The organism is Novosphingobium sp. Leaf2, assembly GCF_001421325.1.
In the GTDB taxonomy this organism is placed as follows: Bacteria; Pseudomonadota; Alphaproteobacteria; order Sphingomonadales; family Sphingomonadaceae; genus Novosphingobium.
Genome location: NZ_LMJY01000007.1, coordinates 33,208 through 54,789 on the forward strand (window position 1 = coordinate 33,208; position 21,582 = coordinate 54,789).

Below are 21,582 nucleotides of genomic sequence, written 5' to 3' on the forward strand. Positions count from 1 at the left end.
ATTGACGCCATGTGCGCGAATGTGCGCATATGTGCGGATGACAACCAACCAGCGCCATGACGCCGATCTGGCCGGCGAAGGGGCAGACATTGCGCAACGGGTGCGTGAGGAAATCGCGCGCCGCCGCATTTCCCGGCAGGCCCTGGCAGACATGGCACGCATCAGCTTGTCCACACTGGAAAAGGCACTGGCCGGCAAGCGCGCCTTCACGCTCGCCACGGTGCTGCGGATAGAAGAGTCGCTGGGCATCGCGTTGCGCCACGGCGGATCTGCCGCCGCTGCCACGCCGACGGCCAATGGTGGCGATGTCGCGGCTGAGGCGATGGGCGCATACGCACGGTCCGCCGTGTCCTGGCTGGAGGGCGCATACCTGACCGTGCGCCCCAGTTTCAGCACGCCGGGCGGCTTGTTCGCATACCTCACGACGATCCAGTGGGTGGAGGAGCGCGCGTGCCTGGGGTTTGCGGAAAGCGGACGATCGGATTCCCGGTTCGGGCAGATCGGTTTCGTTTCGCTGCCCAATCGCTCAGGCCACATCTATCTCGTCACTAACGAGCAGGGCCAATATCGTTTGGCGATCCTGTCCCGCCCTACCATCGATGGCGGGCTGTTCGGCATCCTGACCACGTTGGAAGTTGGCCACGGTTCGCAGTTGGTCCCGGCCGCCGCGCCGCTTGCCTTGCGCAGGATTGCCGAGGGAGACGACCTGCCGCTTGGCGCCATCACGCCGGACATGCCGGCTTTCCACAACTATCGCGCGATGCTGGACGTTGCGGTGGACGGCGATTTCGCGCGGCTGCACGTCCTGTCCTGAGTTTGGCACGTCGGTTTCCACCAGTCGCGACGACTGCGTAATGGTGCGTATCGACGACAGATCGTTGCTCGACTGATACAAAATATTATAACTTGGTCGTTGATCTTGGCCTGCGTGCGTGAGCAAACAGCGCTCGATTGCGCGCTGGTCCGGTGCCGGCGCATGCAGCCATGATTGCGCTGTCGAGGAGACCACGTCTTGTCCACCGATGCCGATGCGGGAATTGATACCACGGACGAGACGCCCCGCCGCCGCCGGCCGCGCTGGGTTGCGTATGTATGCGTGATCGCCGGGCTGGTCATCGTCGCGCTGGTGGGCCTGCATTTCGCCCGCTCTGGTGATTCCAAGAACGCGCGCGACGGGCGCCCGACGGCGGCGGTGAACACCGCCAAGGTCGTGCTGGCGGACATCCCGGTCGAGGTTGACGGGATCGGCACGGTGACACCTATCGATACGGCCACCATCCATACGCAGGAATCGGGCGTCGTCTTCGCGCTGCCGTTCACCGAAGGGCAGATCGTGCGGCAAGGTCAGGTGATCGCGCAAATCGATCCGCGGCCGTACCGGCTGGCATTGGCGCAGGCGCAAGGCACGCTGGCGAAGGACCAGGCCGCGCTGGTCTCCGCGCGGCAGGATCTTGCGCGCTACGAAACGCTGGGCAAGCTGGACTCCATTGCCCGCCAGACGCTGGACCAGCAACGGCAGGCCGTGCGGCAGGCCGAAGGGCAGCTGATCTACGATCGCGCAGCAGTGGGCACGGCCCGCCTAAATCTTGAATATACGGCGGTGAAGGCCCCGTTCTCGGGACGGGTCGGTCTGCGTCAGGTCAGCGTGGGCAGTTATGTTACGCCGTCTGACACCAACGGGCTGGTGGTGCTGACCCGGTCCGATCCCATCGACGTGCAGTTTTCCGTTCCGCAAGGCCAGCTTGACGCGATCCGTCGCCGGCAGGGCGATACCGGACCGATGCCGGTCACCGCGCTAGACCAGAACGGGCAGTCGGTGCTGGCGCAGGGCCGCTTCTCCACGTTCGACAACCAGATCGACACGACCACCGGCACGGTGAAGGCCAAGGCCCGGTTTGCCAATCCCGGCGCCCAGCCGGTGCTGTTCCCCAACCAGTTCGTCAACGTGCGCATGCTAGTGGATACGTTGCACCAAGTGCCGGTGGTGCCGGTATCCGCGTTGCGTCACGGTGCGCCGGGCGATTTCGTGTTCGTGGTTCAGCCCGGCAGCACGGTGAAGCTGGTGGTCGTCAAAACCGGGCCGAGCAACAACGGCAAAACCGCGGTTCTCTCAGGCCTGCACGCCGGCGATGTGGTGGTGTCCGAAGGGGCCGATGGCCTTGATGACGGATCGAAAGTGCGCCTGCCCGGACAGCACGGGGCCCAAAGCGGGGCGGGCGGCGGGTCCGAAGGTTCGGGCCATCGTCGCCGGCATCAGTCGCAGTAAGCCACAGCGATGACAGACCAGCCAGCACCTGCGGCCGGACCTGCGCCGACGCCGCAGCAGCCGCTGCCACCCCAGCCGGGCAGCCCGTCGCGCCCGTTCATTCTGCGCCCGGTTGCCACGACGCTGCTGATGGTGGCGCTGATACTGGCCGGGCTTATGGCGTGGAAGCAGCTGCCGCTTTCGGCACTACCGCAGGTCGATTACCCCACGATCCAAGTGCGCACGCTGTATCCCGGCGCCAGCCCCGACGTGATGGCGTTAACCGTGACCAGTCCGCTGGAACGCCAGTTCGGCCAGATGCCGGGGCTGACGCGGATGACGTCCAACTCGTCATCCGGGGCGTCCGTCATCACCTTGCAGTTCGATCTCAGCCTCCAGCTGGACGTAGCGGAGCAGGAAGTGCAGGCGGCGATCAACGCGGCCAATTCGCTGTTGCCCAGCGATCTTCCCGCGCCCCCGACGTATGCGAAGGTCAATCCCGCCGATACGCCGATCCTGACGCTGGCGATCACCAGCCAGACTCGGCCGCTGGGCGAAGTGCAAGGCATCGTCGAGCGCCAGTTTTCGAACAAGATCGCGCAGGTTTCCGGCGTCGGCCTGGTGTCGCTTTCGGGCGGCCAGCGCCCGGCGGTGCGGATCACCGCCAACGTGGCGCAGATGGCGGCGCACGGCCTCAGCCTTGAAAAGCTGCGCACCGCGATCGGCAATGCCAACGCCAATCTGGCGAAAGGCAGCTTCGATGGGCCGACCAAAAGCTGGACCATCGATGCCAACGACCAGCTGACTGACGCAGACAGTTACCGCAACCTGATCATCGCCTGGCAAAACGGCGCGCCGGTGCGCTTGTCGGACGTTGCCAGTGTCACCGCGTCGGTCGAAAACACCCGCAATGGCGCGTGGATGAACCGGCAGCCGGCGGTCATCGTCGATGTGCAGCGCCAGCCCGGTGCCAACGTCATCGGCACCGTCGATGCGATCAAGGCAGGGCTGCCCGCCTTGACCGCGCAGATGCCCGCCGACGTCAAGGTGACGGTGTTGACTGACCGCACGACTGGCATCCGCGCCAGCGTGGAGGATGTGCAGGTCGAACTGGTGCTGGCAGTCGTGCTGGTGGTGCTGGTTATCTTCCTGTTTCTGGGCAGCGCGCGCGCGACCTTGGTGGCGGCGATCTCGGTGCCGCTGTCGCTCATCGGTGCGTTCGCTGCGATGTGGGCGCTGGGCTATTCGATCAACAACCTGACGCTGATGGCGCTCACCATCGCATCGGGCTTCGTGGTGGACGATGCCATCGTGGTGATCGAGAATATCTCGCGCCATATCGAGGAGGGCATGAAGCCATTCGATGCCGCGCTGAAAGGCGCCAGCGAGATCGGTTTCACCATCATCTCGCTCACCGTATCGCTGGTGGCGGTGCTGATCCCGCTGCTGTTCATGGGCGATGTGGTGGGCCGCCTGTTCCGCGAATTCGCGGTGAGCCTTGCCGTCACCATCGTCCTGTCCGCGCTCGTTTCGCTGACGGCGGTGCCGATGATGGCGGCCCGCTGGCTGCGCCCCGAACACGAGGAGCGGCGCTTCGCCATCGTTGACAAGGCGATGTATCAGTTCGACCGGCTGGGGCGCGGCTACGCGCGTGCGCTGGACTGGGTGATGGCCCGCGTGACCCTGACGATGCTGGTCTTTGGCGGGACCCTGGTTTTCACCGCGCTGCTGTTCCTGCTGATCCCCAAGAACCTGTTTCCGGTGCAGGATACGGGACAGATCAGCGCCACGGTAATCGCCAGCCAGGACGTGTCCTATGCCCGCATGGCACGGCTGCAGCAGCAGGTGGCCTCGGCGTTGCTGGCTGATCCCGCGGTGGAAAGCCTCAGCTCCTCGGTAGGGGTGGATGGCATCAATCCGATGCTCAGCCAGGGGCGCATGAGCATCAACTTGAAGCCACTGAGCCAGCGTGGCGATCAGACGCAGGTGCTGGCCGACCTGACTGAACGTGCCGCGCACGTTCCCGGCGTGAAGCTGTATCTGCAGCCTGCACAGGACCTGACGATCGACACCGAGACGGGTCTTACCCCCTACCGCTTCGCGATCCAGGGCGCGGATCAGAACGTGGTGGATCAGTGGGCCGAAAAGCTGGCGCAGAAGCTGAAGGGCGAAACCAGGATCCGCGATGTCAACGCAACGTCGGTGGCGCGCGGGCCCTCGGTGATCGTGGACATCAATCGCGATGCGGCGGCGCGGCTTGGCCTTTCGGCGCTGGACGTGGACAACGCCTTGTATGATGCCTTTGGGCAGCGGATCGTCTCCACGATCTACACGCAGTCCAGCCAGAACCGGGTGATCCTGCAAGCCACGCAACAAATGATGGCCGATCCGCAAGGACTGACGCAGCTGTATCTGCCGGTGCAGTCATCCTCGTCCTCGTCTTCAGGCACCACATCCGGCGCGTCCACCACATCTGTCAGCAACATTCCGCTGGGCGCGGTGGCCACCGTGAAGGTGAGCACCGCGCCGCTGGTGATTTCGCGCCAGTCGCAGTTCCCCTCAGCCACGATCGGCTTCGATCTGGCGCCCGGCGTGTCGCTGGGATCGGCGGTGTCGGCGATCGAAAAGGTGGAGGCGCAGATCGGCATGCCGGCTTCGCTGACGACGGACTTTTCCGGCGCGGCATCCGCCTTCCAATCCGCCTTGTCGAACGAACTGGTGCTGGTGCTGGCCGCGATCGTGGTCGTCTACATCGTGCTGGGTGTGCTGTACGAAAGCTTCATCCATCCGCTTACGATCCTGTCCACGCTGCCGTCTGCCGGGATCGGCGCGCTGATCGCCCTGTCTCTCAGCGGCTACGGACTGGGGGTAATCGGCGTGATCGGTATCGTGTTGCTAATCGGCATCGTGAAGAAGAACGCGATCATGATGATCGACTTTGCGGTGGCTGCCATCCGCGATGAAGGTATGGAAGCCGGCGCGGCGATCCGGCGCGCGGCGCTGCTGCGCTTCCGTCCGATCATGATGACGACCTTCGCGGCGCTGTTCGCGGCGCTGCCGATGATCTTCGGCGGCGGCATGGGCCACGAACTGCGCCAGCCGCTGGGTCTTGCCATTGCCGGCGGCCTGATCCTGAGCCAGGTGCTGACGCTGTTCACCACCCCCGTGATCTTCCTGGGGTTCGAACGCTGGGCAGAGCGGCGCGCCGCGCGCCGGGGCGCCACGCGCGGCCTGGAACCGGCCCGCGATACTCCGGAACGGGTGGGTGACAACCCGGGGCCGGGCACGCCAGCGTGAATATTTCCGCGCCTTTCATCCGGCGGCCGATCGGCACTGTGCTGCTGACGATCGGCATCGCGCTGGCGGGCGTGGTGGCGTTCTTCCGCCTGCCCGTGGCGCCGCTGCCCAAGGTGGATATTCCCACGATCCAGGTGCAGGCCAGCATGGCGGGCGCCAGTCCCTCGACCATGGCCAGCACTGTCGCCAGTCCGCTGGAGCGGCATCTGGGCACGATCGCGGGGGTCACCGAAATGACCTCGCGCTCCTCGCTGGGGTCATCGTCGGTGATCCTGCAGTTCGACCTGTCGCGCGATATAGACGGTGCGGCGCGCGATGTGCAGGCGGCGATCAATGCTAGCCGGGCCGATCTGCCCGCCGCCCTCAAAAGCGATCCCACCTATCGCAAGGCGAACCCGGCGGACGCGCCGATCCTGATCCTGGCGCTCACCAGCCCTACCCGCAGCCCTGACGAGATCTACGATGCGGTGTCCAACATCGTCGAACAACGTCTTTTGCAAGTGAAGGGGGTGGGCAATGTCGAGCTTGGCGGCGCGGCGCTGCCCTCGGTGCGGATCGAGATCAATCCGGTCCTGCTCAGCCGCAACGGCGTTGCGCTGGAGGATGTGCGCACCGCGTTGCAATCCGCCAGCGCCAACCGGCCGCGCGGGGTGATCGAAGGCATCGACGAGGGGAAGGGCGGGCGCTCCTGGCAGATCTATTCCAACCAGGCCGGGCTCAAGGCATCTGATTACGCCCCGTTGATCGTCGCATGGCGCAACGGCGCGGCGGTGCGGCTGACGGACGTTGCCAGCGTGGTGGACGGGCCGGAAGATACCCGCACGATGGGGCTCTTTAACGGGCGCAAGGCGGTGCCGATCCTTATCAGCCGGCAGCCGGAAGCCAACATCGTCGATACCGTGGATGCGCTGAAGGCCCAGCTTCCGGGCCTGCGCGCGCAGTTGCCGGCGGACATCAAGCTGGCGATCGTCAGCGATCGCACGATCACCATCCGTGCCAGCCTGCACGAAGTGGAACTGACGCTTGTCGTCTCTACGCTGCTGGTGGTGCTGGTGGTCAGCCTGTTTTTGCAAAGCTGGCGCGCCACGCTGATCCCGGCGGCGGCGGTCATCGTCTCGCTGCTGGGTACGTTCGGAGTGATGTACCTGTCCGGCTTCCTGCTGGACAACCTGTCGCTCATGGCGCTGACGGTGGCGACCGGGTTCGTGGTGGACGATGCGATCGTGGTGGTCGAAAACATCGCCCGGCACGTGGAAGACGGGGTGGAGCCCGTAGCGGCAGCGCTCAAGGGCGCGCGCGAGGTGGGCTTTACTGTGCTGTCGATCTCGCTCAGCCTGGTCGCGGTGTTCGTGCCGCTGATTTTCATGGGCGGGCTGGTGGGCCGCATATTCCGCGAATTCGCGCTGACGATGACGGCGGCGGTGGGGATCTCGCTGATTGTTTCGCTCACCGCCACGCCGATGATGGCCGCGCGTATCCTCAACACCCGCAAGGCAGGACACGGCGAAGACCAACCCAAGCGCGGGATTTTCGCATGGTCACGCCGGGCGTTCGACCGCATGCAGCGCGGGTATTCACGCCAGCTGGACTGGGCGCTGGATCATCGCGGTGCGGTGATGCTGCTGCTGGCAGGCGCGGTGATCCTGAACGTGTTTCTGTTGGTGGTGGCGCCCAAGGGCTTTTTCCCCACGCAGGATACCGGATCGATGATGGGCGGCATCCGTGCCGACCAGTCGATGAGCTTCACGCAACTGAAACAGAAGCTGACCCAGGTGGTCCACATCGTGAATGCCGACCCGGCGATAGCCACCGTGGTGGCGTTCACGGGTGGGGGACGGGCCGGCGGCGGTTTTCTGATGGCCACGCTCAAGCCGCGTTCGCAGCGCGATCCGATCGACGTGGTGATCGGGCGCCTGCGCCCCAAGCTGGGGCATGTGCGCGGGGTCAGCCTGTTCCTCAACCCCGTGCAGGACCTGCAGGTGGGCGGGCGGCAGACCAACAGTACGTATCAATACACGCTGTATGCCGATACCCCGCAGCAGCTTGCCAGCGCGGGCGATCGCATGGTCAACGCCCTTAAGAAACAGGCCAACGTGATCACCGATGTCGATATCGACCAGCAGGATGCCGGTGCCAGTGCGTTCGTGACCGTGGACCGGGACCTGGCGGCCCAGCTTGGCATAGCCATGAACACCATCGACAACACGCTGTACGATGCGTTCGGCCAGCGCCAGGTGGCGCAGATCTACCAGGGGCTGAACCAGTATCACGTGGTGATGGAAGCCGCGCCGCAGTTCAACGGCACGCCTGAGGCGCTGGACAACCTGTATCTGCCCACCGGCGGCGGCATCGCAACCAGCACCACTTCGACCAACCCCGCGCTTGGCAACAATGCGGCAACCGGCAATGCGGTGAGTACTGCCACCAAGACGCTGACCCCTCTATCCGCCATCGCGCAGTGGTCGTCCTCGTCCACTAACGCCAATGTCAGTCATACCGAAGGCGAGCCATCGGCCACGGTATCGTTCAACCTGCCGGTCGGTGTCTCGCTGGGGCAGGCATCGCAGGCGATCGCTGCCACGCAGGCGGGCCTGCATTTCCCCGCCACCGTCCACGGCGAATTCGGCGGCACCGCCAAAGTGTTCCAGCAATCCTCCGCCAGCACGCCCTTGCTGATCCTGGCCGCGATCCTGACGATCTACATCGTGCTGGGCATCTTGTACGAAAGCGCGATCCATCCACTAACCGTGCTGTCCACGCTGCCGTCCGCAGGCGTGGGCGCGGCGTTCGCGCTGATCGTGGCGGGCGCGCAGTTCGACGTGATCGGTCTTATCGGCATCATCCTGCTGATCGGTATCGTGAAGAAGAACGCCATCCTGATCATCGACTTCGCGATCGAGGCGGAACGATCGCATGGCGCCAGTCCGGTGGAGGCGATCCGCGAAGCTTGCCTGCTGCGCTTCCGGCCCATCCTGATGACCACGCTGGCAGCGGCGCTGGGCGCGGTGCCGCTGGCGATCGGCTTTGGCGATGGCGCGGAACTGCGCCGCCCGTTGGGCATTGCGATAGTGGGCGGCCTGATCGTCAGCCAGATGTTGACGCTGCTGACGACGCCGGTGGTCTATCTGGCGCTCAACCGGTTTCGCCGACGTTCACCCTACGAACATATGCTTGCCCGCCATCCCGATACGTTTCAGCCCAGCAAGGCCTGACCCATGACCCAGCCCCGCGCCCATACTGCGCCCACCATTCCAAGCTGCCCCCGCCGGCCCACGCGCCGCCCGCAATGGGCCGTGATCGCGGTGACGGCGCTTGGCCTGTCAGGCTGCAATTTCGCGCCGCCTTACAGCGTGCCGACCAGCCCGATTGCGCCCAGCGACCAGGCCTACAAGGCCGATCCGATGTGGAAGACCGCTGCGCCCGCTGACGATGTGGCCAAGGGCGCGTGGTGGACGCTATTCGGCGATCCGGTGCTGGACGCGCTGGAAGCCAAAGTCGCCGTCACCAATCAGAACGTTGCCTATTACCGCGCGCTCTATCGGGAAAACCGGGCCACGGTGGATGCCAACCGGGCGGCGCTTTTTCCCACCGTCAGCGCCAGTGCGGACTATACCCGCAGCGGCGCGATCGGCAAAAGCGGCGGCACGAGCGGCGTCAATCCCGGCACCGGCACCACGAGCAAGGGTGCATCGGTGACCGGATCGGCCAGTTGGGAGCCGGACTTGTGGGGCAAGTTGCGCAACACTGTGGGCCAGTCCCGCGCGCAGGCTCAGGCCAGCGCGGCGGACCTCGCCAACGCCACGCTTTCAGCGCAGGCGACACTCGCCACCGATTATCTCTCGCTGCGGGCGATCGACGCGCGCGCAGTCATGCTGGACGATACGATTGCGGCCTATCGCAAGGCTTTGGAAGTCACGCGCAACAAGTTCAGGGCGCAGACCATCACTGAGGCGGACGTGGCCTCGGCGCAGTCCACGCTAAGCACCGCGCTGGCCAGCCGCCGCGATCTTGACCGACAGCGCGCCGCGTATGAAAATGAAATTGCGATGCTGGTTGGTGAAAACCCGTCGCACTTCACCTTGCCGGTCGCGCAGTGGAACCCGGTGGTGCCCAAGGTGCCTTCCATCCTGCCCTCGCAGATCCTGCAGCGCCGCCCGGACATCGCTTCGGCCGAGCGCGCAGTGGCGGCGGCAAACGCCAATATCGGCATCCAGAAGGCGGCGTTCTTCCCCGACCTAACGTTGAGTGGATCGGCGGGCAGCAGCGCCAGCAGCATCGGCAAGCTGTTTTCGGCAGCCACTTCGTTCTGGTCGCTGGGGGCGGATGCGGCGCTGACGCTGCTCGATTTCGGCGCCCGCTCTGCCAAAGTGCGCAATGCTCGCGCGGCGTATGATGCAGCCGTGGCCAGCTATCGCCAGAGCGTGCTGAACGCGTTCCAAGAGGTGGAGACCGACCTCGCGGCGGTTGCGGCCTACAATGCCGAACAGCCTGATTATGCGCAGGCGCAGGCATCCGCGATGCGTGCCGAACAGATCGCGCGCAACGAATATACCGCCGGCACGGTGGACTACACCACAGTGAGCGCAGCGCAGGCGACCAACTACAACGCCCGCATCGATCTGATCACCAACGTGTTGAACCAGCAGACCGCTGCGGTTTCGCTGATCGAGGCGATCGGCGGGCACTGGCAGGATGATCCCGCCTTGCTGCAGCCGGCTTTGCCGAGCACTAACGGGAAGTGACAGTCAGATGCCGCGTGCCTGTGAGGAAACCGTGCCGGGCTGCATACTCTTTGGTATAGTCGGCGGTAGATAAAGACCTGGCGGCGGTGTGCCAGTTCGGTAATATCGCTCGTTTATTGCCAGAAAGTATCGAAAGGTGGGGAACGGCGCGCCCGCTTTTTTACTTATGTGGTCCAAACGCCGATCAGACCATTCGCTACGTTAACGCATTCTACCACCGCCTTTTTGGTGTGCGTTCGTTCGTCTGCAAGATTGGCATCCCGTGCGGGCTGACATTGAGGAACGAGCGATAATGGCAACACGCGTGCTCCATCACTCCGCAGGATCATCCGCAAGCGCGGCGGATCAGGGCAAAAAGCGCGCCAAAGGCGGCTTGCAGGCGCTGAATTTCTTCATGGCGGACATGCAGGCGGGCATCGGTCCGTTTCTGGGCGTGTTCCTGCAGCAGCGTGGTTGGCAGACCGGGCCGATTGGCACCGTGATGACGCTGGGCGGCGTGGCAGGCATGGTCATGACCGTACCGGCCGGCGCTTTCATCGATCATACCGACAAGAAGCGCTGGGTGGTCATCATCACCGGCATCTGCACGGTGATGGCCTCGTTCCTGCTGCTGTGGTCACAATCGTTTGCAGTCGTTGCGACCAGCCAGGTGGCGACCGCCATCGCCGGCGCTGCCATCGGCCCTGCGGTTACCGGCATGACTCTGGGTGTCGTCGGGCAGAAAGGCTTCAACGCGCAGAACGGGCGCAACCAGGCGTGGAACCACGCCGGCAACATGGTCGGCGCCGGGCTCTCGGGCTGGTTGGGCTGGACGTTCGGGATGCCGGCGATCTTCTTTCTGGCCGCCGCCTTTGGCGTGTTGGCGATCATCTGCGTGCTGTCCATTCCGGAAAAGGCGATCGACCACAAAGTGGCGCGCGGGCTGGACGAGGGACAGGAGGGTGACGATGGTGCCGGTGGGCAGGCGGAAGGCTTCAAAACGCTGCTGCGCAACAAGCCCATGCTGATCCTGGCAACGGCGCTGGCGTGCTTTCACCTGGGCAACGGCGCGATGTTGCCGCTGTACGGCATGGCCGTGGTGGGCGCGGGCAAGGGTAACGCCGCCATGTTCACTGCCACCACCGTGATGGTCGCGCAGGCGGTGATGATCGTTGCCAGCCTGGTGGCGATGAAGGTGGCGGCGGGGCGCGGCTACTGGCTCGTCATGCTGATATCGTTTGCAGCGCTTCCTTTGCGCGGCTTTCTGGCCGGGACGTTCATCGAGCATTGGGGTGTTTGGCCGGTGCAGGCGCTGGACGGGATCGGTGCAGGGCTGCAAAGCGTGGCCGTTCCCGGGCTGGTGGCTTGCCTGCTGAGCGGCACCGGCCGTGTCAACGTGGGGCAGGGCGCGGTGATGACCGTGCAGGGCCTTGGCGCGTCGCTCAGCCCGGCGATCGGGGGGTGGCTGGCGCAGATCCTGGGCTACCATGTCGCATTCTACATTCTGGGCAGCTTCGCCATCGCCAGTCTTGGCTTGTGGATCGGGTTTGCCAAAACGCTGCGTCCGGCCTGCGCGGGTGCGCAGGGCGAGGCGGCGCGCGGGGAAAAAGGAGAGCCGGCATGAGCGGCGCATCGATCTGCTGGGTGCATATCGGCGACCTGCATCTGGAAGCGGAGGACGGTTGGGAAAGCCGGGACCGGCTGCGGGCGATCGTTGCCGAGATAAACGCGCACATGGCGGGTCAGGCGCACTTCGTGTTCCTGCCCGGCGACAATGCCAATCACGGCACCGCCGAACAGTACGCGCAAATGACGGCGGCGTTGTCCCCGCTCACGCTGCCTTGGCGGGTGGTCCCCGGTGACCATGACTTTGAGCCGGGCACCCTCGACACTTACAAAGCCGCCATCCCGGAAGAAAACCGCCCGGAGCATGAGGTGATCGCCGGGCATCGCTGCATATTTCTGGACGTGGTTTCTGCGGGTCCAGGCGGACCGGACTTTCGCCTGACCACGCACCACCGCAACCGCATTGCCGAAAACCTGGCGCGGGCGCAGGCCGAAGGGCAGGTGCCGCTCGTCTTCATGCATGCTTATCCCGGCGACCTTGCCGCCGATGGCGATCAGATCGCGCAGATGTTCGCCGATGGCGGCGTCGCTTTCGTGGACACGGGCCATACCCATTACAGTGAATTGTTGAACGATGGTCGCGTGATCTATGGCGCCACCCGGTCAACCGGGCAGATCGAGGAAGACGGCGGTAAGCCCGGTTTCTCGATAGCGTGCGTGCACGATGGCGTGCCGAGCTGGCGCTTCCGGCGGCTTGGCGCACCGTTGCCGCATGTGCAGATTGTCGCGCCGTGTGACCGGCGGCTGGTAACCCGGCCCGCTGATCCGCGCCACGTGCCCCGGCCCGGACAGGTGTCCGTGGTCGCGCGCGTATTTGGCGCGGATGAGGACGGCGCGGTTTTCGCAACCGTCGATGGCGCGCAGCCCGTGCCAATGCAGCGCAGCGGCGCGCTGTGGTCGGCGGACGTGCCGATACCCGATGCCGGTCTGCACCGCATTGAGGTGCGCTGCGGTGAGGCGCGAGACATCGCGGAGGTTCTGGTTCGGCCGGCTGACGATATTCCCAAGCGCCCGCTGCCGGTAGCGCTGGGCCGCGATTGCCATGCGATCGGCGCGTGGCCGGTAGCTGGGCTCGAAGGCACGCAACTGGGGCCGAACAAGAACGGCGGGCGCTGGTGAGCCTGCCCGTAATCGCGACCTGGGGCATTGCTGCGCTGTCGACCGCCGGGGTGATCGGCCGGCCGATGCGCTGGCCTGAATGGATATGGGCGGTGGCCGGTGCGGTGCTGCTCGTCGTGCTGGGGCTGATGCCGCTTCCCGCCGCCGGCTCTGCGATTGGCAAGGGGCTGGACGTCTATCTGTTCCTCACCGGCATGATGCTGCTGAGCGAAACCGCGCGTACCCACGGGGTGTTCGACTGGCTGGCAGCGGCGGCAGTCAACCACGCCGGGGGATCGCGCGCGCGGCTGTTCCTGCTGATCTACGGCACCGGCGTGATCGTGACGACGTTCATGTCCAACGATGCCACCGCCGTGGTGCTGACCCCGGCGGTGTTCGCCGCCGCCAGCAAGGCCAGGGCCGATCCGCTGCCGCTGCTGTTCGCCTGTGCGCTGATTGCCAATGCCGCCAGCTTCGTACTGCCGATCTCCAATCCGGCCAATCTGGTGCTGTATGGCGGCCACATGCCACCGCTGGGCGTATGGCTGGCATCTTTCGCGCTGCCGTCCATCGCGTCCATCGCGGTGACGTTCGCGGTGTTGCGCTGGCTGGAGCGCAAGCGTCTCTCAGGTAATTGCGCGTGCGATGTCGAAACCCCGGTATTGACCACCGGCGGCAAAGTGGCATGCGCCGGCATCGGGCTGACCGCGTTGTTGCTGCTCACCATGTCGGCGCTGGACCGCCAGCTTGGCCTGCCCACCGCACTGGCCGGCATCGCTACTGCGCTGGGCGTATCCGCGCTTACGCGAAAGTCACCGGTCGATCTGGTGCGCAGCATCTCGTGGGGGGTGCTGCCGCTGGTGGCGGGCCTTTTCGTACTGGTAGAGTCCCTGGACCGCACCGGCGTGATCCGTATGGTTGCTGATGCCCTTCGCACGATCTCGGCCCAGCCGGCCACCGGTGGCACTGTCGCCGCCACGATCCTGGCGTTCGGCTCCAACCTGATGAACAACCTGCCCGCCGGGCTGGTCGCCAGCAGCGCGGTGGCGCAGGCGCATCCACCGCGTCTGGTAGTGGACATGCTGCTGATCGGCGTGGACCTTGGCCCCAACCTGTCGGTCACCGGTTCGCTGGCGACGATCCTGTGGCTTCAGGCCATCCGGCGGGAGGGCGAGGATGTGAGCTTCCTGGCGTTCCTTAAGATTGGCGCGGTGGCGATGCCGCTTGCCCTGGCTGCGGCGTTCGGCGCGCGGCTGCTGATCGGGTAAGCGTCGCGCGCTTATTCCTCTCCGCTCAGGTCGCTGCGCATCTGGCCATGCGCCAGCACCGCGAACAGGCCGGTGCCCCCGATCAGGTTACCGATCAGCGCGGGGAGGGTGAAGCCCAGCCACGCATCGGCAAAGCTGATCCGACCGCTGAGCCAAAGGAAGCTGGACTGCGACGATCCGGTCACGACATGCGCGAACCCGCCAAGTGCGATCGCATACGTCAGCAGAACGATCACCCCCAGCTGGTTGCCCTTGGCGTTAGGCAGCACCCAGGCCACCGCTGCCATGATGAAGCCGGCAGGAATGCCCATCGTCAGGGTTTTCGTCCAGGACTGCATTTCCAGTTTGCTGAGAATATCGAGCGCGACCATTCGCTGTTCGTGGGTCACGATCACTTCGGTGGCCATCAACGCACTCACCAGCATTACGCCCACCAGATTGCCGAGCAGGACGCAGGTCCACAAGCGTGACAGTCGCCCGAAATTGCGCCATGACGGCGCGCTGGCTACAGGCAGAACGGCGGTGACCGTGCTTTCGGTGAACAGTTGCAGCCGGCCCATGACGGCGATTACATAGCCCACCGGATAGCCCAAATAGTAGACCAGCGGAGCCCAATCGGTATCGGGCAGATGGCTGCGCAAGGAAAGCTCGCTCATCAGCGACAGCGACATCGCAAGGCCCGCCGCCAAGCCGGACAGCAGCAGCGCCAGCACCGGGCGCTCAAGCTCTTCCTCGCCCTGCAGGCGCACCACTTCGTGCACCACCTTGCTGGAGCCGGCCCGGCGCTCCTCTACGTCCTGCACTTCCTTGGCATCGAAATTCTCGTTCGGTCGTTCGCCTTCGCCGGTGTCGATGGCGTGCGGATTGCTATCGGTTTCGCGTTCCATACAGGTTGCAACGCGCATTGCGGCGATGCGCTGCGCCACGCTTAACCTTGCAGCGTGGCGTGGAACCTATGCGGACCGCGCGCGTCCGGTGATGGAGGCGTTGAGCAAGGATGCGGGATCATATGGCCGATAACGACGAGACGTGGATGCGCGAGGCGATAGCGGCGGCGCGGCAGAAAGGGACGAGCCCTGCCGACACACCCATCGCTGCCATCATCGTGCGCGATGGCAAAGCCCTGGCGGTCGCCGTCAACGAAACGCAGGAGAATTGCGACGCCACCGCCCATGCCGAGATGATGGCGTTCCGCCAAGCCGGTAAGGCGGCGGGCGACATGGATCTGCGCGGTGCGACGCTGTACACCACGTTGCAGCCATGTGGCATGTGCACCATGGCATCGATCTGGGCCAAAGTGGGCCGCATCGTCTACGGCGCAGGGCGTGAAGACGTGCACAAGATGTATTTCGAAGATCGCCACCTGGACACGATGGACTTCATCCACGATGCTTGGCGCGACGATCTGCGCATCGAAGGCGGTTGCCTTACGGACGAATGCGCCGCGCTGTATTACGGTCCGGATGACGACGTGCCCAAGGAAGAACAGGGCAACGTCTGAGCGCTGAGATGCTTTAGGGCCGCCGGATCAGTTTTCGTCGAGCCGGGGGTAGCGGCCCAGCAGCAGCAATCCGGCGGCAGCAAGCGGCAGGATGATCGCACAGGCGGTCAGCGCCGGTCCGAAGCTGTGTGTGCGGTCGTGGATCATGCCGAACATCAGCGGTGCGAAGCCCGATCCGATCGCAAAACAGGTGTAAAGCATCCCGTAAATCGCGGAATACGCCCTGAGACCGAAGTAGCGTGAGGTAAGATAGGCGATCACGTCGTATTCGATGCCGAGTGCAAATCCGATCAGGAACACCGCCACGCCTGCCATGACTGGCTCCACGTGCGCGGCGGACAGGATGATGTACGACGCCACCGGAATACTCAGGATCACGAACGCGACGGCTGGGGCCCAGAACCGGTCGAGCAGGGAGCCGCCGACCAGCCTCCCGACGATGGCGGCAAGGCCGACCAGCGGGGTGAGGCTAAGAATGGTCGCGGGCGAGAGGCCCTTGTCGCTGAGGATGGATTCCAGGTTCGGCGGCGTACCCGCCAGGGCGAACGACAACGGCAACAGGATAACCAGCAGCAACCAGAAGCGCCATTGGCGCAGGACTTGCGCACGGGTGAAGCCTGATGCCGGCGCTGTCGGCAGTGTCGTATCCGCACGATTTACCGGGTCGCGAAAGGCAAGTACCGCGATGGGCATGGCAACGACCAGCGGCAATGCACCCAGTACGAGATAGCCCGCCCGCCAGCCGTAATCGCCGATCACCCATGCCATCAAAGGCTTGCACGCGATGCCGAACAGGCCGGTGCCCATCATCGCGATACCCAGCGCCAGCCCGCGGTGCCTATCGAACCAGCTGTTGACGGTGCGGGTAAAGGTAATCGGCAAGGTGCCGGTGCCGGCGACCGAGGCCACGCCCCACGTTATATAGAACTGCAGTAGCGAGCCGTTGAGCGTGGCAAGCGAGAGCAGCGTCAGCCCGAACAGTACCAGCGAGCCGATGGCGGTGCGGCGGGTGCCGATCTTCTCGCTCAGCACGCCGCACAAGGGCGCACCGATGACAACGCCCAGCGTCGTGATCATCAGCCCAGCCATGATCTCGCCCAGCGACCATCCGAACGCCTTGACCAAGTGCGGCGCAAAAATGCCGAACGTATAGAACGGGATGGCCGCAAGACCGCAGCCGATGCCGATCACCGATGCCAGCAGCACCGGCCAGCCGCGCGTAAATTCGCTATCTTGGCTCGCCGCAGGGTCGCTCAAAGTGCCATCGCGTGCCTGCAAAGCGGTCTCCATCAAAATAGCGTCAGCTGCACCTTAAGGCCTTTGCGGGCCATCCTGCCCAGCAACGCGGCGCCTTCCATCCGCGCAGCGGATAGCATCGGCGCCCCGTGGTGCCCCATCAATCCAGCGGCGGCCCGTCATTCGTCCAGTTGCGCCAGTCCGGCGTCTTGAACACTTCGTCGATCAGGGTGCGCTGGTAACATTGGCCATCGCGGAACCACTGCCAGGTACGGGCGCGGTGCGTGCGCTCGTCGTTATTCTGGATCATCTCGTACAGGTAGATCCCCGGCTCGTCCTTCCGGGTCCAGTTGAGGCAGGTGGAGCGGTTGAAGTCGTCAGGCTGCATCTGTGCGGCCCAGCCCTTGATAAGGTCGTTGTCCCACCAGATCCGGCCGTTCTTGTAAGTGGCAGGAAATTCGCGGATTTCGCTGCGACCGTCTTCCCAGAAATAGTAGTTGGTCTGGTGATAATGATCGATGCCGTCTTTGGTGTACAAGCGGCAGATCAGGCGTGAGCGGTGCTGATCGGTCAGCGCACCGGTCTTCGCATCGTAGTACCGATACCACCCTTCCCAGACGCCTTCGTTGGCGACCAGCAGCGGCATCGCTTCGCGCACGCCCGGCTCGTTGGTCATTGTGCTCATCTTCGCTCCTTCCGCATGTTTGTCAAAGCCCGGCCACGCCCGCGCACGCTCTGCTTGTGCGCTTGTCATGCGGGATCGGCGTGCGGCTTGGCTGCTGCCGGCTGCAGCTTATCCGGTGGGCGAACATATGCCGTGACCGCGATTGGTGTTGGGGTGGCACGCGGCACCTTTGCGCCACCGCGTTTGGCGCCGGTTGCGCGAAAGGATATCTGCATGCCGCATAATACCGCATTGGGATCGTTGTTGGCGGGAGGACTGGTTTTGGCGGGGATGGCGAACCCGGCCAGCGCGCAGATGGCGCCGCAGCCCCTCGATCCATCCACATGCGTTACCCCGCCGTTCTATTCAGGCCCCGCGCCGTACACCTCGGTCGAGCAACTTCCCGATCGACGCGTCACTTTTCGCCTGTGCGCGCCCGACGCACAAACGGTGGTGGTCACCAGCACCGACATTCCCAGTGTGATTCCGATGGGATTTCCCAAAGGCGCACCGCGCGGACTGGCGATGATACGTGACAAGACGGGCCTGTGGAGCGTGACCACGCCGCAGCCGGTGCCGGCTGACACGTACCGTTTCGCATTCCAGGTGGACGGGGTAAAAACCGTGGACCCCGTAGGGAAGACGTTTTCCGAGGAGTTGAAGGGGATCAATTCCACCTTCGAAGTGAAGGGACCGCAAGGCGCGTTCCAGACCTGGGACGCGAATGTTCCGCACGGCGCGGTTGCCACGATCGTGTATTGGTCAAAGTCGTTAGGGGTGCAGCGGCGCGCGCATGTCTATACGCCGCCCGGCTATGGCAAGGGCTCGACGAAGTATCCGGTGCTGTATCTAGTGCACGGCGCGGGTGACAGCGACGACAGCTGGACCAGCGTAGGCCATGCCAACCTGATCCTTGATAATCTGATCGCCGCAGGCAAGGCCATGCCGATGATCGTAGTCATGCCCGACGGGCATACGCTGCCGCGCGCGGGAGCAACGATGCTGAACAACACCGATTTCGGCGACGACCTGTTCGGGGACCTGATGCCTTATGTCGATGCCGCCTATCCCACCGATGCGCGGCCACAGGCGCGCGCGATGGCGGGGCTTTCGATGGGCGGATGGCACACGTTGAATAACGGTCTTACCCATCCCGAGCTGTTCAGCTGGCTCGGCGTATTCTCGATGGGCCTGGCAACCGGCGACGGTCCGGGGCGCGTGGACCAGTATGTCAGCGCCAACGATGCGGCGCTCAAACGGTCGGCGCGCGATCTCAAACTGATGTACTTTGCGATGGGCAAAGATGATTTCCTGTATCCCACGGTTGCCCCCACGCGCGCTATGCTGGATCGCTACAAGATCCGATACACCTACAACGAAAGCGCAGGGGGACACGAATGGCCGAACTGGCGCCGCTATTTCGCGGATTTTGCCCCCCGCCTGTTCAAATGATGCACGTGTTGCATTGATACAGGGTTAGCACTGGTGCCGGCAAGCGATTGCCGGCGCCAGTATCGGTTCAGTCCTTCCAGCTTCGCGCCTTGAGCGGCACCGTGATCGGGGTGTCGAGCGTTTCGGCATCGCGGCCCGTGGCCAGAACGTAATCGCCGCCCGGCATGATCCAGCTTCCCTCTTTCCAGTCAGCCAGCAGGCGCGGGTCGATCGTCATCGCCACAGTGCCCGACGCGCCCGGCGCAAGTTCAACCCGCCCGAATCCGACAAGGCGGCGCTTGGCCTCGCCCGCGCGGCTCACCAGATAAAGCTGCACCACTTCTGCACCGGCGCGCTGGCCGGTATTGCGCACGGCGACGCGGGCGGTCATGCCTTTCATCACCGGCCGCGCATGCGCGAATGTGGTGTAGCTCAGGCCGTAACCGAACGGAAACAGCGGCTTGGCGCCGCTACGGGCGAACCAGCGATAGCCCAGGTCGGACCCTTCGATGTTGTAATCCGCCGCAAGCTGGTCCTTGCCGTTCTTGGGGTTACCTCCGAAGTCCGGCTCCACCCAATCGCTGCCGTCAAGGCGCGGACGGGGCAGCTGGCTTTCGTCAGCGGGAAAGGACACCGGCAGGCGGCCGGACGGATTGGTTTGCCCGAACAGGACAGAGGCGATGGCCTCGCCGCCGCGCGCGCCCGGATACCAGGCCTCGACCACGGCCTTCACTTTGCCCAGCCACGGCATCTTCACCGGACCGCCGGTCTCCAGCACGACGATGGTGTTGGGATTGGCCGCTGCCACCGCCTCGATCAGCGCATCCTGACCGCGCGGGAGCGAGAGGTCGGGCACGTCGAGCCCCTCGGTCATCCATTGCGTCGCGAACACCACGGCCACTTCCGAACGCGCCGCCAGTTCGGCCGCATCCTTGATGTACTGCCCTTGGCGATACAGCACCGTCGCCTGGGGGGCCTGCGCCTTCATCGCCCCCATCGGGCTGGAGCGGTGGTAGGCCTCCGAAATGAAGGTGGCCCATATGCCCGAGCCTGCGACCGGCAGTTTGACTGCCGGCCCGCCTTTGCCCATGACTTGGCTTGAGCCTGCACCAGACAGTACGCCACCGTCCGCGTAGCCGCCGATCACGGCGATGGACTTGACCGCCGTGTTCAGCGGCAGCACGCCGCCGTCGTTCTTGAGCAGCACGATGCCTTGTTTCGCCGTATCCTCGGCAATGGCGGCATGGGCATCCCAGTCGATCGGAGCGCCAGGTTGCGTGGGGTTCTTGTCCACGCCGGCGGCATAGATGGCGGTCAGCACGCGTGTGTTCATATCGTCAAGGCGTGTGCGCCAGACCGCATCGCCAGCCGCCTTCTCGGCCAGCTTGGACCCGAAGAATACCCCGGGATCCAGTTGCTCGCCGGACTGGTGGTCCAGCCCGCTGATGGCAGCGTCGATCGAGGGGACTGCCCCCCAGTCCGACATCACGAAGCCTTTGTAGCCCCATTGCTGCTTCAGCACGGTGTTGAGCAACCAGTCGCTGGCGCACGCCTGCTGGCCTTCGATCCGGTTGTACGCGCACATGACCGAGCCGGGTTGGCCCTGCTCGATCCCCAGCTGAAACGCCAGCAGGTCGCTTTCATGGGCGGCGGCGCGGCTGATTTGCACATTCACGTATTTACGGGCGGTTTCCTGCCCGTTGAGTGCGAAGTGCTTGATCGTGGAGATAATGTGGTTGGACTGCACGCCCCGGATCGCCGCACCGGCAAGCACGCCGGACAGCAGCGGGTCTTCGGAAAAGTATTCGAACGTACGTCCGTTGCGCGGATCGCGGGCCAGGTTAACCCCGCCCGCCAGCAGAACGTTAAAGCCCTTGGCCCGCGCCTCCGCCCCGATCATGGCGCCGCCACGCTGCACCAGCGCCGGGTTCCAGCTGGCCGCCTGCGCTACGGCGGAGGGCAGGGCGGTGGACCAGTCTCCCCGCGCGCCGCCAACCCAGCTGACCCCGAGGCTTGCGTCCGTTTCGCGCAGGGCAGGAATGCCCAGGCGCGGGATGCCGGCAACGTAGCCGGCGCCGATGATCGCGTCCTTGGGAATATCCACCTTCGGTCCGCCACCCGGCAAGGGCATTATACCGTGAGTGATGACGACCTTTTCTTCCGCCTGCATCTGCCCCACCGTAGCCTTGGCGCGCGCTTGCGCGGCGGCGAGATCTATCGGCGCCGCATCGGGCGCGGCGAAGCCGGGCGTAGCTATGGCGAGCGACAAGGCGGTGCAGGCAAGCAGACGGGCGATCACGATATCATTTCTCCGGTGCGGTTCGGGTTCGTGAAGCATGGGGGCCTGCCGTGCCGACACCACACGGCAGGCTTCGCCATCCGCCTGTCGGACAGATCGGCAAGCCTGCACAGTCATTGGGCGCGCGCTGCAACATTATGGCGATGGACGGCGGACTTCGACCGCGCCATGCTGCAGCGCAGCACAACATGCAGGT

The 21,582-nt window shown here is 64.7% G+C and carries 14 protein-coding genes; 10 read left to right on the top strand and 4 right to left on the bottom strand.

The features are described from left to right. The first annotated feature begins 37 nt into the window (after positions 1-37). From ASE49_RS06080 to ASE49_RS06115, 8 genes are all read left to right on the top strand, one after another. Positions 38-814: a helix-turn-helix domain-containing protein gene (locus ASE49_RS06080; protein WP_056769380.1), complete on the top strand. Its 777-nt coding sequence runs from the start codon at positions 38-40 to the stop codon at positions 812-814. Between the two features lie 198 nt (positions 815-1,012). Further along, positions 1,013-2,266, top strand: coding sequence for an efflux RND transporter periplasmic adaptor subunit (locus ASE49_RS06085; protein WP_056769382.1), 1,254 nt, complete (start codon positions 1,013-1,015; stop codon positions 2,264-2,266). A 9-nt stretch (positions 2,267-2,275) separates the two neighbouring features. Beyond that, a complete protein-coding gene (locus tag ASE49_RS06090) occupies positions 2,276-5,542 on the top strand; it encodes an efflux RND transporter permease subunit (protein ID WP_082456328.1) in 3,267 nt (1,088 codons plus the stop codon). Beyond that, positions 5,539-8,754: an efflux RND transporter permease subunit gene (locus ASE49_RS06095; RefSeq protein WP_056769384.1), complete on the top strand. Its 3,216-nt coding sequence runs from the start codon at positions 5,539-5,541 to the stop codon at positions 8,752-8,754. The genes ASE49_RS06090 and ASE49_RS06095 overlap by 4 nt, the downstream gene beginning before the upstream one ends. A 3-nt stretch (positions 8,755-8,757) precedes the next feature. Next, the gene (locus ASE49_RS06100) at positions 8,758-10,284 is read left to right on the top strand and encodes an efflux transporter outer membrane subunit (RefSeq protein WP_082456329.1); all 1,527 of its coding nucleotides are present in this window, start codon (positions 8,758-8,760) and stop codon (positions 10,282-10,284) included. Between the two features lie 292 nt (positions 10,285-10,576). Next, complete coding sequence (locus tag ASE49_RS06105) at positions 10,577-11,887, top strand: MFS transporter (RefSeq protein WP_082456330.1); 1,311 nt, start codon at positions 10,577-10,579, stop codon at positions 11,885-11,887. Beyond that, a complete protein-coding gene (locus ASE49_RS06110) occupies positions 11,884-13,008 on the top strand; it encodes a metallophosphoesterase family protein (protein WP_056769386.1) in 1,125 nt (374 codons plus the stop codon). Before ASE49_RS06105 ends, ASE49_RS06110 begins: the two co-directional genes overlap by 4 nt. Beyond that, the gene (locus ASE49_RS06115) at positions 13,005-14,255 is read left to right on the top strand and encodes an arsenic transporter (RefSeq protein ID WP_056769387.1); all 1,251 of its coding nucleotides are present in this window, start codon (positions 13,005-13,007) and stop codon (positions 14,253-14,255) included. Before ASE49_RS06110 ends, ASE49_RS06115 begins: the two co-directional genes overlap by 4 nt. Before the next feature lie 11 nt (positions 14,256-14,266). Here ASE49_RS06115 and ASE49_RS06120 read toward each other — a convergent pair whose 3' ends face one another. Continuing rightward, complete coding sequence (locus ASE49_RS06120) at positions 14,267-15,142, bottom strand: formate/nitrite transporter family protein (RefSeq protein ID WP_056769389.1); 876 nt, start codon at positions 15,140-15,142, stop codon at positions 14,267-14,269. 122 nt (positions 15,143-15,264) lie between these two features. Between ASE49_RS06120 and ASE49_RS06125 the strand changes: the two genes are divergently transcribed. Then, positions 15,265-15,756 (top strand): nucleoside deaminase, encoded by a 492-nt coding sequence (locus ASE49_RS06125; RefSeq protein ID WP_056769391.1) that lies wholly within the window; start codon positions 15,265-15,267, stop codon positions 15,754-15,756. 27 nt (positions 15,757-15,783) lie between these two features. On the opposite strand, the gene ASE49_RS06130 is transcribed toward ASE49_RS06125, so the two are convergent. After that, the gene (locus ASE49_RS06130) at positions 15,784-17,034 is read right to left on the bottom strand and encodes an MFS transporter (RefSeq protein ID WP_162234232.1); all 1,251 of its coding nucleotides are present in this window, start codon (positions 17,032-17,034) and stop codon (positions 15,784-15,786) included. Positions 17,035-17,152: 118 nt separating this feature from the next. Continuing rightward, positions 17,153-17,677 carry a hypothetical protein gene (locus tag ASE49_RS06135; protein WP_056769395.1) on the bottom strand — a complete coding sequence of 175 codons (525 nt, stop codon included), beginning with the start codon at positions 17,675-17,677 and terminating at the stop codon, positions 17,153-17,155. Between the two features lie 213 nt (positions 17,678-17,890). On the opposite strand from ASE49_RS06135, the gene ASE49_RS06140 reads away from it, so the two are divergent. Beyond that, positions 17,891-19,108 (top strand): alpha/beta hydrolase-fold protein, encoded by a 1,218-nt coding sequence (locus ASE49_RS06140; protein WP_056769452.1) that lies wholly within the window; start codon positions 17,891-17,893, stop codon positions 19,106-19,108. A 67-nt stretch (positions 19,109-19,175) separates the two neighbouring features. Here the strand turns inward: ASE49_RS06140 and ASE49_RS06145 are convergent, their stop codons facing one another. After that, complete coding sequence (locus tag ASE49_RS06145; protein WP_056769455.1) at positions 19,176-21,425, bottom strand: beta-glucosidase family protein; 2,250 nt, start codon at positions 21,423-21,425, stop codon at positions 19,176-19,178. Positions 21,426-21,582 lie beyond the last annotated feature (157 nt).

Coding starts and splice junctions, on each gene's coding strand:
- ASE49_RS06080 (WP_056769380.1), top strand. CDS start 38: ATGACAACCAACCAGCGCCATGACGCCGATCTGGCCGGCGAAGGGGCA.
- ASE49_RS06090 (WP_082456328.1), top strand. CDS start 2,276: ATGACAGACCAGCCAGCACCTGCGGCCGGACCTGCGCCGACGCCGCAG.
- ASE49_RS06100 (WP_082456329.1), top strand. CDS start 8,758: ATGACCCAGCCCCGCGCCCATACTGCGCCCACCATTCCAAGCTGCCCC.
- ASE49_RS06105 (WP_082456330.1), top strand. CDS start 10,577: ATGGCAACACGCGTGCTCCATCACTCCGCAGGATCATCCGCAAGCGCG.
- ASE49_RS06110 (WP_056769386.1), top strand. CDS start 11,884: ATGAGCGGCGCATCGATCTGCTGGGTGCATATCGGCGACCTGCATCTG.
- ASE49_RS06120 (WP_056769389.1), bottom strand. CDS start 15,142: ATGGAACGCGAAACCGATAGCAATCCGCACGCCATCGACACCGGCGAA.
- ASE49_RS06125 (WP_056769391.1), top strand. CDS start 15,265: ATGGCCGATAACGACGAGACGTGGATGCGCGAGGCGATAGCGGCGGCG.
- ASE49_RS06135 (WP_056769395.1), bottom strand. CDS start 17,677: ATGAGCACAATGACCAACGAGCCGGGCGTGCGCGAAGCGATGCCGCTG.
- ASE49_RS06140 (WP_056769452.1), top strand. CDS start 17,891: ATGCCGCATAATACCGCATTGGGATCGTTGTTGGCGGGAGGACTGGTT.
- ASE49_RS06145 (WP_056769455.1), bottom strand. CDS start 21,425: ATGCTTCACGAACCCGAACCGCACCGGAGAAATGATATCGTGATCGCC.